We start from the raw sequence: 14,731 nt of genomic DNA on the forward strand, positions 1-14,731 counted from the left end.
GCGGCGGAGACGATGTTCTCGGAGGCGATCAGCTCGATCTCATCGCGCTGGCGGCCCAGCTCGGCCGTGATCGCGCCGAACAGTTCAGGATCGCGCTCAGACAGCGCTTGGGTGAAAAACAGATCTTTGGACATTCGGGGCTCCTGTCTATCCGGTCCAGCCGAGGCCCGCAGCGACGCAGTTCATCGACTGCATCAGCGGCACCGGCACTGTTGAAGATTTCCGGGCGCGCTCTTCGCGCAGGAGGCGCACCTGGGTTTTGTGAATTTCGCGCAGCATGTTCTCCACCCGGCCGAAGCGGGCGCGCAGGCGCGGGAACCGCTGCGACAGGCTGCTGTCCCCGGTCAGAAAGGCGACTGCTTCACAGGACAGCTGGTATTCCTTGCGGATGGCTCCAAAGATACGGTCGCGGATTTCCGTGTCCTGCACCAGAGTTGCGTAATCGGCAGCAATCTCCATGTCGCTCTGCAGAAGGGTTTTTTCGACCTCGTCCACCACCAGGCGGAACAGCGGCGAATTGCTGAACATGTCCTGCAGGACCGCTTCCCCGCGGGTCCCGCGGAACTTGCGGAAGCTTGCAACCGCGGACCCGAAACCGTACCAGCCGGTGATCATGTGTCGGTTCTGCGACCAGGCGAACACCCAGGGGATTGCGCGCAGATCATCCAGCGACCCCGCCCCGAAGCGGCGTGCGGGGCGCGAGCCGATCTTGAGCATGGCCAGTTCTTCCACCGGGCTCGCCTGCTGAAAGTAATCCAGGAACCCCGGCGCATTCAGCAGATTGGAGTAAGCTGCCTGGGACATGCCCGCCAGCGCCTCGAAGGCGTCATCGAACTCGGGGTTCACCGGCGGCGTATCGTCCTGCAGCGAGTGGCGCAGCACCGACGACGCCATCAGTTCAAGCTGGTGCAAAGCCGTGCCGCGGTTGGCATATTTCGAGCTGACCACCTCTCCCTGTTCGGTGATCCGCATCCGGCCTGCGATAGTGCCCGCGGGCTGGGCGGCAATCGCCCGTTCGGCGGGCGCTCCGCCGCGGGAGACCGAGCCGCCGCGGCCGTGAAAAAACACCGGCTTCATCCGGTGCGCCGCCAGTGTGCGGGTGATGAGGCGCTGCGCCTTCTCAAGCTCCCAGGTGGAGCAGAAGTAGCCGCCGTCCTTGTTGCTGTCCGAGTACCCCAGCATCACCTCGATCCGGTTGTCGCTGGATTTCAGCGAACGGCGGGCGAAGGGCACGTCCAAGAGGCCGTCGAGAATGCCAGGGGCGGCACGAAGGTCGCCGATGGTTTCAAACAGCGGCACCACCTTGAGCGCAGCCTTCTCGGCACCGAAGCCCGCATAGCGCGCCAGCAGGTAGACCCCCAGCAGATCATCGGTGGAGCGGGTCATCGACAGGATGAACGGCCCCATGGACTGCGGATCCTCCCCCGCGCCGGCATCCCGCATAAGCCTCAGCAGCTTCAGTAGTTCGCCGCTTTGCGGGCTCAGCTCGTCCGGCGTCATATAGGGGAGCGAAGCGCTGCCCAGCTCCTTGCGCAGCCGTGCCGACCATTCGGAACTTCCGAATTCCGGCACATCGCCCGAGCGCGCCCAGATTTCAGTCAGCGTTTCCGTGGTCACGGTGGAGTTCTGGCGCACATCCAGCGTCACCGTGCGGAAGCCGAAGACATCGGCCTGCCAGCGGATCGGGCGCACATAACGGGCCGCCAGGCGGAGGGCACCGATTTCCTCAAGCGCCGCTTCAACTTCCGTCAGATCGGTGACGAAATCACCCAAATGCTTGTAAGCACCGGTTTCCTCAGCTGCCGTGGCCTTGATCCGCGCCAGGATTGCGGTCAGCGCCTGGCGGAAAACTTCGCCCGGATTGCGCGCGGACAAGGCTTCTGCCCCGGGCGCCGCGGCGATGATCTTTGCCAACCGGGCGGAGGCGGTTTCCGGCAGCGCAAACACGGCTGCAGAAATGGAGATCCGTTCCGCTGCAGTGGTCAGTGCCTTCTGGTAGCGTTTCAGGATCGCCGCACGGTTTGCGGTCAGCGCCGCCGCCGTGGCTTCAACCGTTACATTCGGGTTGCCGTCACGATCGCCGCCGATCCAGGAATGGAATTTGAGGCAAGGCGCATCGGCAGTCTCGCCCAGCCGCGGCCCGGCTGCGGCAATATAGCGTTCGAACAGCTGCGGCACAGCCTCATACAGGCTGTCGCGGAAGAACTGCAACCCCCACTGGATTTCATCCTGCAGGCTGGGGCGGTCGCGGCGCAGCTCCCCCGTCATCCACAGAAGGTCGATTTCGGAACGCAGATCCTCCAGCAGGTCGGCACGCTCGCGCGGGGTCCACCGTTTGGCCTCCAGCGACACCAGCCCGCGATAGATACGGCGGTGGATTTCCAGGATTGTGACGCGCTTGGCTTCGGTCGGATGTGCCGTCAGCGTCGGGCCGATGGAAAACTGGCTTGCCACCTCCTGCAGCCGCTCGGGCGTGGCCAATTCCCCGGCCAGATCCAATGCGCGGGCAAAGCTGCCTTCGACCACTTCCGGACCGTCCTGTGTCTCCGCCATCCGGCGGTCGCGCATGGCGGCGTTTTCCTCGACAATCTTCAGCAGCTGGAACCAGATGTTGAAGGCCTGCATATAGGCGGTCGCAGGCTGCCCGTCGGACAGGTCCCACGCGGATTCAGAAGCAACCTTTGCAGCAACTTCCGGCGCGCGCTGGCGCAGGACATCCAGCCACAAGGCGTGCAATTCGGCGCGAAGGCCGGCGGCGTAACCTGTATCTTCATATTCCGCTTGCGCGGTTTCAGCAGCATCACCCATCACATCACCCGATCACGCGGTTCGCGCCCTGCAAAGAAGTCAGTCAGATTGTCGACCACGCGGAAGCCCATTGCTTCGCGCGCCTCGCGGGTGGCGCTGCCCAGATGCGGCAGCATCACCAGGTTGTCGCAGTCCAGCAGGTCCGGGTTGATGCGCGGCTCGCCGTCGAACACATCCAGCCCGGCGCCGCCGATGGTTTCAAACCACAGGGCACGGGACAGGGCCAGCTCGTCGATCACCTCTCCGCGCGCCGTATTAATAAGGAAGGCGTCCGGCTTCATCAGGTTCAGCATCCTGGTATTGATCAGATGCCGGTTCGCGGCGCCGCCCGGGCAATGCAGCGAAACAAAGTCGCACTGCGGCATCAGCTCTTCCAGGCTGTCCACCTGGGTCGCGTTGTAAGGGGCCAGAACATCGGGGGACACGCGGGAACGGTTCTGCACAACGATCTTCATGCCAAAGCCGTGGTGGGCGCGCCGGGCCATCTCCTGGCCGATGCGGCCGAAACCGACGATGCCCAGCGTCTTGCCGGAAACTTTGGTGCCGACCAGGTGGGTGGGGCGCCAGCCGGTCCACTCGCCGGCCCGCAGTTCGCGCTCGCCTTCGCCTGCACGGCGCGCCACCATCAAAAGCAGCGTCATGGCGATATCAGCGGTGCATTCGCTCAGCACATCCGGCGTATTGGTGACTGTCATGCCGTGGCCGGCCGCGCCATGCATATCAATATGGGAGTAGCCAACACCGTAGTTGGCGAGGATCCGGGTCTGCGGCTTGGCCACATCAAAGGCCCTGGCAGAGATTTTGTCGGTTACGGTCGGCAGCACCGCATCATAGGACTTCAGCGCGTCGCGCAGGTCCTCTTCGCTCATTGGTTTGTCGTTGGTGTTCAGCACAGCATCGAAAGCCTCGGAAAGCTGTGCCTCAACTGCGGCTGGCCAGCGGCGGGTTACCAGAACCTTCGGCTTTGCCATGATTTTATCTCCCTGACGTGCTTATGCTTTTTTAATGCGCTCCACCCCCGCCATTGCCCCGGGCCAGGGGTGGAGCGTTGCGCCTGTTCCGTTGCCGGATCAGGCGGCGTTCTTTTTCATCACGCTTGCGATGGTTTCGCCGATCACGGCGGGGTTTTCGGCAACGGTCACACCGGCTGCCGACAGGATCTCCACCTTCTCGGAGGCGGATTCACCGAAGGCCGAGATGATCGCGCCCGCATGGCCCATGGTGCGGCCCTTGGGGGCGGTCAGACCTGCGACATAAGCCACCACCGGCTTGGTCACGTGGTTCTTGATGTACTCCGCCGCTTCCGCTTCCTGCGGGCCGCCGATTTCACCGATCATCGCGATGACCTCGGTTTCCGGATCCTTCTCGAACCATTCCAAGATGTCCTTGAAGGAGGAGCCGTTGATCGGGTCGCCGCCGATGCCGACCGAAGTGGAAACCCCCAGGCCCAGCTCCTTGAGCTGCGCCGCGGCCTCATAGCCCAGGGTGCCCGAACGGCCGATGATGCCCACGGTGCCCGGCAGGTAGATATGGCCCGGCATGATGCCCAGCAGCGCCTTGCCCGGCGAGATGGTGCCCGCGCAGTTCGGCCCGGTCAGGATCATCCGCTTTTCCTTGGGATAGCGGTACATGTAGCGCTTCACGCGGATCATGTCCTGGGCCGGGATGCCGTCGGTGATGCAGACGCAGTAGTGAATGCCCGCATCCGCCGCTTCCATGATGGAGTCGGCAGCAAACGGCGGCGGCACAAACACCAGCGAGGCATTGGCGCCAGTGGCCTCAACCGCTTCTTTCACGGTGTTGAAGACCGGCACGCCCTCGACGGTCTCGCCGCCCTTGCCCGGAACCACGCCGCCGACGACGTTGGTTCCGTATTCGATCATGTCCTTGGTGTGGAACCGGGCAATCTTGCCGGTGATGCCTTGGACGATGACACGGCTTTCGCGATCAAGAAGGATGCTCATTTGACGGCCCTCACACGAGTGTTTTGATCAAGGTCGTTTTTCCACGCGCCGACGGCCCGCTCAGCGGCTTCCATCAGCGAGGTTGCGCGGATCAGCGGCAGACCGCTTTGCGCCAGGATCTTCTGGCCTTCCTCCACGTTGGTGCCGGCAAGGCGGACCACCACAGGCACGTCGACCTGAACTTCCTTCAGAGCCTGCACGACACCTTCGGCGACCCAGTCGCAGCGGTTGATGCCGGCGAAGATGTTGACCAGAACCGCCTGCACATTGCTGTCGGACATCACCAGGCGGAACGCCTTGGCTACCCGTTCCGGAGTAGCGCCGCCGCCGATGTCCAGGAAGTTGGCAGGCTCGCCGCCGGCCAGCTTGATGGTGTCCATGGTCGCCATCGCCAGGCCTGCGCCGTTCACGATGCAGCCGATGTTGCCTTCCAGCCCGACATAGGACAGACCGCGGTCGGCAGCGCGGCTTTCGCGCGGGTCTTCCTGGCTCTTGTCGCGCAGTTCAGCGATCTGCGGGTGGCGGAACAGGGCATTGTCGTCAAAGGTCATCTTGGCGTCCAGCGCGATGACCCGGTTGTCCGAGGTGACCACCAGCGGGTTGATCTCAACCATGGTGGCGTCCAGTTCGGAAAACGCCTGGTAGCAGCCCTTGAGGGTGCGCACCATCTGCTGCGTCATCGCCGGTTCGATGCCCAGCTGGAACGCGATCTCCCGCGCCTGGAAGTCCTGCAGGCCCACGGCCGGCTCAACGGTCGAGCGCACGATGGACTCGGGGCGCTCGGCAGAGATCTCCTCAATCTCCATGCCGCCTTCGGACGAGGCAACGATCATCACCCGCTGGCTGGAACGGTCCAGCACAAAGCCCAGGTAGATCTCGCGGGCGATCGGCACCGCACCTTCTACATAGACACGGTAGATGCCTTTGCCCTCTGGGCCGGTCTGGTGGGTCACCAGCTTCTTGCCGAACAGGTTCTCGGTCGCCTCATAGATCTCGGCTTCCGAGTTGCACAGCTTGACGCCGCCCGCCTTGCCGCGGCCGCCGGCGTGAACCTGGGCCTTGACGATCCATTTGTCGCCGCCCAGTTCCCGCGCGCGATAGGCCGCCTGCTCGGGGCTGTAGGCCAGCGCGCCCGGGGGAACGGTCACGCCGAAGTTGCTCAGAACTTCCTTGGCCTGATACTCGTGGATATCCATGGTCCTCTCCTCCTCATGGATGTCGGAATTGGTTACTCAGCGGCCTCAAGGGCTGCGGAGTAGTGCTTGTCGAGCAGGGCGTTGATCGCCTCCATGTCGACGTTTGCCCCCATGTCGTTCATCGCACAGCCGAAGCGGTTGACGATGTCGGTGATGGCGGCAGGGGTGATCTGGTTCAGGATGCCAATGCGGACCTGGACCGGCTCCGAAAGCGTCGGCCAGATGCCGAAACCAACGGCGCGGCAGTTGCCCACCAGTTCCTTTTCGCGGCCGGCCAGTTTGCCGGGCAGGTTCAGAACCACCAGGCTTGTCATGTTGCTGGTCACGTCGCAGCCCATCGCCGTCACGGCATCGCGCAGCGCTTTCTCGTGGAACGCATAGTCGCGGGCCTTCTGGGCGCGGCCATGCTGCAGGGTGATGCGCAGCGCCTCATGGAAGGCGGCAACAGCATAGCCCGAATGAGTGCGGTGATAGGTGCCGGCGGCAACGTCCTCGCCATCCACGATGCCCCAGTGGCGGGCTTCCAGGATCGGGTTGTGGACATAGGAATGGCAGCCGTTTTCACGCACGGTCTGAATGTACCGGTCGGTGAACGAAACCGGCGCATAGGTCAGCGGCAGGCACAGCACGCCCTTCTGCGGGCAGGACGCCCAGCCGGCAACGCCCGGGTAATCGTCGATCGAGAAATCCTCGATGCCCAGCGAGGACACGGCGTCGATCAGCCCCATCACGCCGTGCTTCACGCAGGCATCCGAGAAACCCTTGAGGTCGTTGATGCGGCCCGAGCCGGTTTCCCAATGCGCCATGAAGGCCCATTTGGGCTTCTTCTCCGCCAGCACCTGCTCGACCAGCTTGCCGGAGACCGACTCGCCATGCGGCACGTCGATCACGGTGACGGAGGCAGGCTGCGGGTTCATTGCGTCGGCAGCCAGTTCCTCGCGGGTGGCGGCCTTCATCCGGATGGTCATTGCGTCGATGCCGGAGAAGGTGCCATTCTGGAAGGCAACGACGGTATCGCCGGGCAGGATGGCGTTCAGCATGCAGTCCAGGCCCGAGAAGCCGGTGCCGCCGACGCCGTAGGTGTAGGTGTTGCTGGTGCCCCACAGGTCGCGCAGCATTTGCTTGCACTCGATCATGCCGCGCAGCACGTCCGCCTGCATGTGGTCAGCCAGGCCGGTGTTGGCAAAGGCCTGCAGCACGCGGGGGTCGGTGTTGCCCGGGCCAGGGCCAGCGGCCAGGGTCTCCGGGATTTCCAGGCTGGGGAAGATCGTGGGTTCTGTCATCGGGTCAAACCTCTCTGGTGTGCGTTTGCCGATGCGCCGGAGGCCGCGAGCCTTCTTCACAGGGGGAAGGTTTGTTTCCTGCCGGTCAACATCTGTTAACGCTAGGAAACCTTAGGTCGACAAAACCCGCAACATTCCTATATCCTGCTTTTGGGTATCTAAAAGGGCGGTAAAAAACCCACCCAAAGCGGTAAAAATACCGTTGTATACCAAAATTACCCCTGCCCATTTGGGTAGTTTTTCACAAAAGGACACCAAATGGCCCCTATAAGCGACAAAGTTTCCCCGATTTCGGTCATGCTTGCTGACGCAAATCCCCTGGTGCTGTCAGCGATGTCCGAAATCTTCGACAAGGACCCTCGATTCTCGCTTGTCGCCACTTCTGCCACCGCCGAAGGCTTCCTCGGAACGGTGATGCGGGTGCCGGTACAGGTCGGGATCATCGACTGGAACCTGCCCGCGCTTGGCGGCGCCAAACTGATCGAGGTGCTGCGCGATCAGGCAAATGCGCCGCGCCTTGTGGTCTACGCCGACGAAAGCAGCGACGTGCCGCGCAAGGCGATGAGCGCAGGCGCGGCCGGCTTCGCGCCCCGCTCCAGCGCCGTCGACGGGCTGCTGGACACCTGCATCGCCGTGGCTGAGGGAAAGATGGTTTTTCCCTTCCTCGACGTCCGCGGCCTGCAGACCGATCCGATCGAGCAATTGTCGCGCCGCGAGCGCGCCATGCTGGAGGCGCTGTCGAAAGGTCTCACCAACAAGGAACTCAGCAAGGAGCTGGGCATTTCGACCAACACGGTGAAGTTCCACCTGTCGAACCTCTACGAAAAACTATCGGTCAAGAACCGGGCCCAGGCGATTGCGTTCTACTACGCCAACCGCGCTGCCAAGGGCGATTTCAGCCTCGAGGAATAATCCCGGAGCGGCACCCGGCGCCTCGCACGCGTACGCGCATACGCGGGCGCGCTCGAGGGCGCGACGCGCGGGCGTGCGCCCGCGCGAATGTATTTAAATGAATACTTTTTTCTTGACAGGAAACACCATGATGGGGAATGCCTAAGGAGGAGAGGACGAAACCCCATTGCGAATGAGGAGCGCACACATGTCGTTTCATACCATCGAACAGGCCCCTGGCCGCCTGAACCGCAGCGAGCTGGCAATCCCCGGCTCTCAGCCTCAAATGTTTGAAAAAGCTGCAAAATCTGACGTAGACGTGATCTTCCTGGATCTCGAAGACGCGGTTGCGCCGGACGAGAAAGACCAGGCCCGCAAGAACATCATCAAGGCCCTGAACGAGATCGACTGGGGCAACAAATCCATGTCGGTGCGAATCAACGGCCTGGACACCCACTACATGTACCGCGATGTCGTCGATGTCGTTGAACAGGCTGGCGAACGCCTTGACCTGATCATGATCCCCAAGGTCGGCACCGCGGCCGACGTTTACGCCGTCGACATGATGGTCACCCAGATCGAGGACGCCAAGGGCTACAAGAAGCGGATCGGCTTCGAGCACATCATCGAGACGGCGCTCGGCATGCAGAACGTGAGTGAAATTGCCGCAGCCTCCAAGCGCAATGAATCGCTGCATTTCGGCGTGGCCGACTACGCCGCCTCGACCCGCGCGCGCACCACGATCATCGGCGGTGTGAACCCCGATTACTCGGTGCTGACCGACCCGGCCGCGGACGGTTCGCGCGACGTGCACTGGGGCGACATGTGGCACTATGCGCTGGCCCGTATGGTGGTTGCCGCGCGCGCCAACGGCCTGCGCCCGATCGACGGCCCGTTCGGCGATTTCCAGGACAAGGAAGGCTACAAGGCCGCCGCAAAACGCGCCGCGGTTCTGGGCTGCGAAGGTAAATGGGCGATCCACCCCAGCCAGATCGAACTGGCCAACGAGGTGATGTCGCCGTCGGACGCGGAAGTCACCAAGGCGCACCGCATCCTGGAAGCCATGGCCGAAGCGGAAGCTGCCGGCAAGGGTGCGGTGTCGCTGGACGGACGCCTGATTGACTACGCCTCGATCCGTCAGGCAGAAGTGCTGGTGGAAAAAGCCAAGCAGATCGCCGGCAACTAAGCCGCCGTTCGGTTTCAAGACCTTGCGCCGTCCCGGCTCCGGCCGGGGCGGCTGTCCGCCGCTATGCCAGGGAGATGCAGATGACCGGATTGCTGACCACCGCCAAGGCCCTGTTTCAGGCCGCCGTCGACCGCGCGGACCCGGCGCTGGCCCTGCGCGCCCAGCTGGACTCATCGCCGCTTCCGCCCCTGCCCGAAGGCGGCAGGACGGTGCTGCTTGCCGTGGGCAAGGCCGCCATCCCGATGATGCGCGAGGCTCTGCGGCTGATCCCGGACGCCGCTCAGGCTCTGGCCATCACAAATCCTGAAAACCACACTGAAATTCCAGGCGCCACGGTTCTCTGCGGGGCTCATCCGGTGCCCGATGAAACCAGCGCTGCCGCAGGCCGGGCAGCCATAGACCTTGCCCGCGCCCTCGGCCCGGATGACCGACTGGTTGCCTTGATTTCCGGCGGCGGCTCCGCCCTGATGGTGGCCCCTGCCCCCGGCCTGACACTGGCGGACAAAGCCGCGGTGAACAAGCTGCTGCTCGCCTGCGGGCTCGAAATCAACGAGATGAACCTGATCCGCCAGCAGCTGTCGGACACCAAGGGCGGCGGACTGCTGCGCCACGCCGCGCCCGCCCAGGTGCAGGCCTTCATCCTGTCGGACGTGATCGGCGACGACCTGCGCGCCATTGCCTCCGGCCCCACCGTGGCGCCCATCGGCACCCGCGCCCAGGCACGGGAAATCATGCAGCGCGCGGGTATTTGGGACGATGCGCCGGAGACCGTCAAAGCCCATCTCAACGCCACCGGAACCGACCAGGAAACTCCGCCCCCGGCCAGCAACACTCTAATCGGCTCCAACCGCCACAGCCTGAAGGCAATGATGGCGGCAGCGGCAGAAGACTGGACACCCAAACTGGTTTCCCACCGTCTTGTGGGCGATGTCTCGGAGGCCGCCGAAACGATTGCGGCGGCAGCGGAAGCCGCCCCAAAAGACAAGCCCGTCGCACTGATATTCGGCGGCGAAACCACGGTACAGCTCCGCGGCACCGGCCTCGGCGGCCGCAACCAGGAGCTTGCCCTGCGGGTCGCCAAACTGGGTGCGGAACGGCTCAGCGGAGACTGGCTGTTCCTCTCCGGCGGCACTGACGGGCGTGACGGGCCAACAGATGCCGCAGGCGGCATTGCCACCCCTGCCACCTGGGAGGCCATCAAGGCGTCAGGGCAGGATCCGGAGGCATTGCTTGCCAACAACGACAGCTATGCGGCCCTGAAAGCTGCGGACACTCTGCTGATGACAGGCGGCACCGGCACCAACGTGGCCGATGTGCAAGTTTTCCTGAGGCGCCCCGGGTAACACCCGGGCCGCGTCAGTCATTCATCTTTTCCGAAATACTCACGCCGGAAGCTCCTGCAACTGCCGCAGGCACTGCGCTTAGACAGGGACTCGTTTCTCGCCCCATTCGGCCAGATCGTTCACCAGCATCAGAGCCACCCGGCGGAACACATGTCGCAGCCGCTCCACATGCGGGCCTTCCAGTTTGAGCTCCACCAGCGCCTGATCCATGCACTTGAGCCAGTTCTCGGCGTCTTCCTCAGTGATCGGCACATGGGCGTGCATCAGCTTCACGTCCATATGCCCGTGTTTCTCCTCATAATAGCGGCGACCGCCCATGAAGCCCGATAGGAAATTGAACTGCTCGATCCGGGCATGGTCCATGCCATGCCCCCGCTTGTGCAGCTTGACGATCTGGGCGCCGGCCCCGGTTTCCTCGACGATGTCATAGAACCGTTCGACCAGCGCGCGCAGCACCTTCTCACCGCCGATCTGTTCAATCAGCTTCTGAACCATTTAACCTCCCTGCCCCGGGTTGGCCGGCCTCAGGATTGAGGCCGGGTCTTCTTGGGGTCGTAATGGGCAAAGGGTACGATTTTTGCCGGCAGGCGTTTTTGATGTCCGTCAAGTTTGCCGATTTCCACCTCCGTTCCAACCTCGGAACAGGACACATCCACCCGCGCCAGCGCGATGTTCTTGCCCAAGAGCGGCGAACGCATCGAGGAGGTCACCTCGCCGATCTGCGCCCGCCCGATGTGCACGCAGTCGCCATGGCCGACGTCTATAGCCGAGTCAATGTCCAGCCCCACCAGCTTGCGCGCAGGCGTGGTCTTGCGCCGGATCAGCGCGTCGCGGCCGATGAAATCATCCTCCTTGGACTTCAGCGGCACGGTGAAGCCGATGCCAGCCTCAAACGGATCCGTCTGATCGGAGAAGTCGTAGCCGGCAAAGATCAGCCCGGCCTCGATCCGCACCATGTCCAGCGCCTCCAGCCCCATCGGCCGGATTCCATGGTCCTGACCTGCCTCCCAGACCGCATCAAAGACGGCGCTGGCGTGTTTCGGGTGGCAGAAGATCTCATAGCCCAGCTCGCCGGTATAACCGGTTCGGGACACCACCACCGGCACGCCCTGGTCATCGCCGATGCGGGCGGGGGTGAAGCGGAACCACCCGAGCTCCTCCAGCGTCGGATTATGCGGCATGGTCCAGATGATCTTCTTCAGCAGATCGCGGCTTTCCGGCCCCTGAACGGCAATGTTGTGCTGCATGTCGGTCGAGGAGCGGATCAGAACGTTCAGCCCCAGCTTTTCGGCCTGCTCGCGGATCCATTCCCCGCCGTAGTCCGAACCGCCGATCCAGCGGAAGTTGTCCTTGCCCAGACGGAACACGGTGCCGTCGTCGATCATGCCGCCATGCGGGTAGCACATCGCGGTGTAAACTACCTGCCCCACCGCCAGCTTCTTGATATTGCGGGTAAAGATATACTGGCACAGCGCCTCCGCATCCGGCCCGGTGATCTCGAACTTGCGCAGGGCGGACAGGTCCAGCACCACCGTTTTCTCGCGGCAGGCCCAGTATTCCTCCAGCGGCCCGGACTCGGCATAGCAGTTGGCCAGCCAAAACCCGTTGTATTCGACGAAATTGCGGGTCATCTTGCTGAGGCGGTCGTGGAAACCGGTTTCCTTGGTCATCTTGGGCTCCGATTCAGGGGTCGCGCGGAACGCAATCGCCCGCTTGAAGGTCTCTGTGCCGCTGTAGGTGCGGACGTGAATATCAGTGGGGTTCCAGCCGTTGGCGGCGCTGGTGTCATCCGGGCAGGCAGAGCTGACACAGACCAGATCGGTCAGCGCCCTGAGCAGCACATAGTCGCCGGGCCGGGTCCAGGGCTCATCTGCATACATCACGCCGTGATCGTCCAGCCCGGTGTTGAAGAAGAAGTTGATCGCCATCCAGCCCGCGCGCGGCGTCACCCCGTGCTGGGCCAGCGTCGCGTTGAAGTTGTCCGAGCAGTTCACATGGCCGGGATAACCGATGTCGTCGTAGTATTTCGCGGCGCAGGCCAGGGCAAAGGCGTCATGGCGCCCCACAGTGTCCTGCACCACCTCGACCAGCGGCAGCATGTCCTGATCGTAATACTTCGCGTGCAGCCCCGGCATCGGATAGGCATGGCCCATCAGCGTCCGGGTGGTGGTCACATCCAGCGCATGCTCGATGCCCTTGTCCAGCTTGCGCGCTGCAAAGCACTGGAAATCGGTGCACTGGCGGCCGTCCACGTCGATGATCTGGATATAGTCGCCCGCCTTCACGAAATAGCTTTCGGCGGTGGCGCTGTGCACCCGGACCTCATTCACGGGCTCCGCCAGCGGATCCGGCAGTTCAAACCGCGCCACCCGTTTGATCACCGCCCGCTTGACCATCACAGTCAGCTGCGTTGCAGTATCCTGACGCTCGAAATCCATGATCCCGCCGGGGGCCGCGATGATCAACACCCCGTCGCGCTGCGCGGTGAAGCTCTCCTCGGTCTTGGCCGGAGTGTCCGAACCGAAGAACCGCACCGCACCGCCCTGCGACAGGTCGATGCCCCGCGCCTCCATTCCCATCCGCAATCCGCGCAGCGACTGGTCGGAAGATGTCAGCAGCGCTTTCAGCCCGGCCGCGTCTGAATTGGCGGCCGCCCCGAGGATGCCCGCATCAACGCGGCCCTTATCCTCTGCCGCGACGATCTCGCAGGGCTGGCCGCCCTCGTCGTTGATCACCGTCACCGTGTCGCCGATCTCAACACGGATCAGGATCGCACCGCAGCCCTCGACAACATAACGTTCGGTTCCCTTGGGCAAAGTGAACACCGATGGCTGGTACAATCCGGACGGCCGCGGCGGCCCATTGACAACCTCAGGGAAGCTCATGTCATTCATCGCGCATCTCCTGTTGGACACCGGCAAAAATTGCACTGCCGGAATATTTATTTATTGAAAAGAATATTGCGTTCCTCCACTCTAATCAACAAACATGTTGATTTTCTGCGGAAAAATGGCAGATGCCCGGGATGCGGCATTTTCCTGGGGGTGAATGCCGCAAACAAAAGGATACTGTCATGCACTCGCTGTTTCTTGGTCTGGCCGCAGCTCTCGCCTGGGGAATACATGACCTTTGCGTGCGGGTGGTTTCGCAAAGAACAGGCATTTTGCCGGCCATGCTGGTAGTCTTTGCCACCGGGGCGATTCTGGTTGCCGCGACCGCTTTGGCCTTGGGCAACTGGCAGGCCATAACCTACACTGCGGCCTGGCTGGCAGGCCTGTCCGGGGGCATTTTTGCGCTGGCCTCATACGCGCTCTACCGCGCCTTTGCCCTGGGTCCGGTCAAGCTGGTGGCACCGCTGGTCAGCGCCTATCCTGTGCTGTCTCTTGGCATGGCAATGCTTCAGGGCCAGCCGGTCGGACCGGGGCATTGGCTGGCCGTCGCGGCAGTGGTCGGCGGTGTCGGCTGCATCGCGGTTTTCGCAAAGGACGGCGGCAGCAGCCCGGTCAGCCTGCAGGCCGCCGTCTGGGGCCTGGCCGGCGCCATCGGCTTTGCGCTGACATTTGCCATCGGCCAGTCCGCCACTCAGGCAGGCGCTGAACTGCCGGTGCTGATCGTGACCCGCGTGACCGCGGTCCTGATCCTGCTGGGCCTGGCGCTGCTTGCCCGGGCCGCGCGGCTGCCCTCCCGCGAGGTGCTGCCGCTGCTGGTTCTGATGGGTGCCCTGGACGCTGTTGCCCTTGGCCTGGTGATCTATTCCGGCACCCTGCCCCGACCGGAATTCGCTTCCGTCAGCGCCTCGCTGTTCGGCCTTGTCACCGTGATCCTGGCTTGGCTGATCCTGCGGGAAAGCATGAACCGCACCCAATGGATCAGCGTCGCGATTACCTTCGGGGGCATCGCCTATCTCGGCTTCTGACGCCCCGTTTCCCACTTACCCGAAGAATACTCCCGCCGGAGGCGGTCCGGCGGGAGTGTCAAAGTTAACCGTTGCTGTTCTGCGGCGCGGCTTAGGCGGTGAGGCCTTCCGGCTCGGCCAGGTTGTGGGCGCGGCAGGCGGCGG

The 14,731-nt window shown here is 63.3% G+C and carries 11 protein-coding genes and 1 pseudogene; 4 read left to right on the forward strand and 8 right to left on the reverse strand.

The features are described 5' to 3' along the window. From glyA to KUV26_RS23100, 6 genes and pseudogenes are all read right to left on the reverse strand, one after another. Nucleotides 1–134 (reverse strand): annotated as a pseudogene (gene glyA / locus KUV26_RS23075) (serine hydroxymethyltransferase); the annotation flags it as partial. Between the two features lie 13 nt (nt 135–147). After that, nucleotides 148–2,808, reverse strand: a complete 2,661-nt coding sequence (locus KUV26_RS23080) for a phosphoenolpyruvate carboxylase (protein ID WP_222510219.1) — start codon at nt 2,806–2,808, stop codon at nt 148–150. Beyond that, the gene (locus KUV26_RS23085; protein WP_222506343.1) at nt 2,808–3,779 is read right to left on the reverse strand and encodes a 2-hydroxyacid dehydrogenase; all 972 of its coding nucleotides are present in this window, start codon (nt 3,777–3,779) and stop codon (nt 2,808–2,810) included. Before KUV26_RS23085 ends, KUV26_RS23080 begins: the two co-directional genes overlap by 1 nt. Before the next feature lie 99 nt (nt 3,780–3,878). Beyond that, entirely contained in the window at nt 3,879–4,772 is an 894-nt protein-coding gene (sucD, locus tag KUV26_RS23090; protein ID WP_222506342.1) for a succinate--CoA ligase subunit alpha, read from the reverse strand. Next, nucleotides 4,769–5,968, reverse strand: coding sequence for a malate--CoA ligase subunit beta (locus KUV26_RS23095; RefSeq protein WP_174149632.1), 1,200 nt, complete (start codon nt 5,966–5,968; stop codon nt 4,769–4,771). The genes sucD and KUV26_RS23095 overlap by 4 nt, the downstream gene beginning before the upstream one ends. Before the next feature lie 32 nt (nt 5,969–6,000). After that, nucleotides 6,001–7,251: an aminotransferase gene (locus KUV26_RS23100; protein ID WP_222510220.1), complete on the reverse strand. Its 1,251-nt coding sequence runs from the start codon at nt 7,249–7,251 to the stop codon at nt 6,001–6,003. Nucleotides 7,252–7,548: 297 nt separating this feature from the next. On the opposite strand from KUV26_RS23100, the gene KUV26_RS23105 reads away from it, so the two are divergent. The 3 genes from KUV26_RS23105 to KUV26_RS23115 all read left to right on the forward strand — a co-directional run bounded on the left by KUV26_RS23105 (nt 7,549) and on the right by KUV26_RS23115 (nt 10,671). Beyond that, entirely contained in the window at nt 7,549–8,163 is a 615-nt protein-coding gene (locus tag KUV26_RS23105; RefSeq protein ID WP_222510221.1) for a response regulator transcription factor, read from the forward strand. A 187-nt stretch (nt 8,164–8,350) separates the two neighbouring features. Then, nucleotides 8,351–9,328, forward strand: coding sequence for an HpcH/HpaI aldolase/citrate lyase family protein (locus tag KUV26_RS23110; RefSeq protein WP_222506340.1), 978 nt, complete (start codon nt 8,351–8,353; stop codon nt 9,326–9,328). Nucleotides 9,329–9,408: 80 nt separating this feature from the next. Then, nucleotides 9,409–10,671, forward strand: a complete 1,263-nt coding sequence (locus KUV26_RS23115) for a glycerate kinase (RefSeq protein ID WP_222510222.1) — start codon at nt 9,409–9,411, stop codon at nt 10,669–10,671. 78 nt (nt 10,672–10,749) lie between these two features. Here the strand turns inward: KUV26_RS23115 and KUV26_RS23120 are convergent, their stop codons facing one another. Both KUV26_RS23120 and tdm read right to left on the reverse strand, forming a co-directional pair. After that, complete coding sequence (locus KUV26_RS23120; protein WP_222506338.1) at nt 10,750–11,166, reverse strand: group II truncated hemoglobin; 417 nt, start codon at nt 11,164–11,166, stop codon at nt 10,750–10,752. 29 nt (nt 11,167–11,195) lie between these two features. Further along, entirely contained in the window at nt 11,196–13,565 is a 2,370-nt protein-coding gene (tdm, locus tag KUV26_RS23125; protein ID WP_222510223.1) for a trimethylamine-oxide aldolase Tdm, read from the reverse strand. Nucleotides 13,566–13,744: 179 nt separating this feature from the next. Between tdm and KUV26_RS23130 the strand changes: the two genes are divergently transcribed. Next, nucleotides 13,745–14,587 (forward strand): DMT family transporter, encoded by an 843-nt coding sequence (locus KUV26_RS23130; RefSeq protein ID WP_222510224.1) that lies wholly within the window; start codon nt 13,745–13,747, stop codon nt 14,585–14,587. Nucleotides 14,588–14,731 lie beyond the last annotated feature (144 nt).

Origin of the sequence: Leisingera daeponensis, assembly GCF_019801465.1 — a bacterium.
GTDB lineage: Bacteria > Pseudomonadota > Alphaproteobacteria > Rhodobacterales > Rhodobacteraceae > Leisingera > Leisingera daeponensis_A.

Bases quoted from the DNA above. Each gene is read 5' to 3' on its own strand.
- KUV26_RS23130 (WP_222510224.1), top strand. From the start codon at position 13,745: ATGCACTCGCTGTTTCTTGGTCTGGCCGCAGCTCTCGCCTGGGGAATA.
- KUV26_RS23100 (WP_222510220.1), bottom strand. From the start codon at position 7,251: ATGACAGAACCCACGATCTTCCCCAGCCTGGAAATCCCGGAGACCCTG.
- KUV26_RS23105 (WP_222510221.1), top strand. From the start codon at position 7,549: ATGCTTGCTGACGCAAATCCCCTGGTGCTGTCAGCGATGTCCGAAATC.
- KUV26_RS23110 (WP_222506340.1), top strand. From the start codon at position 8,351: ATGTCGTTTCATACCATCGAACAGGCCCCTGGCCGCCTGAACCGCAGC.
- KUV26_RS23120 (WP_222506338.1), bottom strand. From the start codon at position 11,166: ATGGTTCAGAAGCTGATTGAACAGATCGGCGGTGAGAAGGTGCTGCGC.
- KUV26_RS23085 (WP_222506343.1), bottom strand. From the start codon at position 3,779: ATGGCAAAGCCGAAGGTTCTGGTAACCCGCCGCTGGCCAGCCGCAGTT.
- KUV26_RS23115 (WP_222510222.1), top strand. From the start codon at position 9,409: ATGACCGGATTGCTGACCACCGCCAAGGCCCTGTTTCAGGCCGCCGTC.
- KUV26_RS23095 (WP_174149632.1), bottom strand. From the start codon at position 5,968: ATGGATATCCACGAGTATCAGGCCAAGGAAGTTCTGAGCAACTTCGGC.
- sucD (WP_222506342.1), bottom strand. From the start codon at position 4,772: ATGAGCATCCTTCTTGATCGCGAAAGCCGTGTCATCGTCCAAGGCATC.
- KUV26_RS23080 (WP_222510219.1), bottom strand. From the start codon at position 2,808: ATGGGTGATGCTGCTGAAACCGCGCAAGCGGAATATGAAGATACAGGT.
- tdm (WP_222510223.1), bottom strand. From the start codon at position 13,565: ATGAATGACATGAGCTTCCCTGAGGTTGTCAATGGGCCGCCGCGGCCG.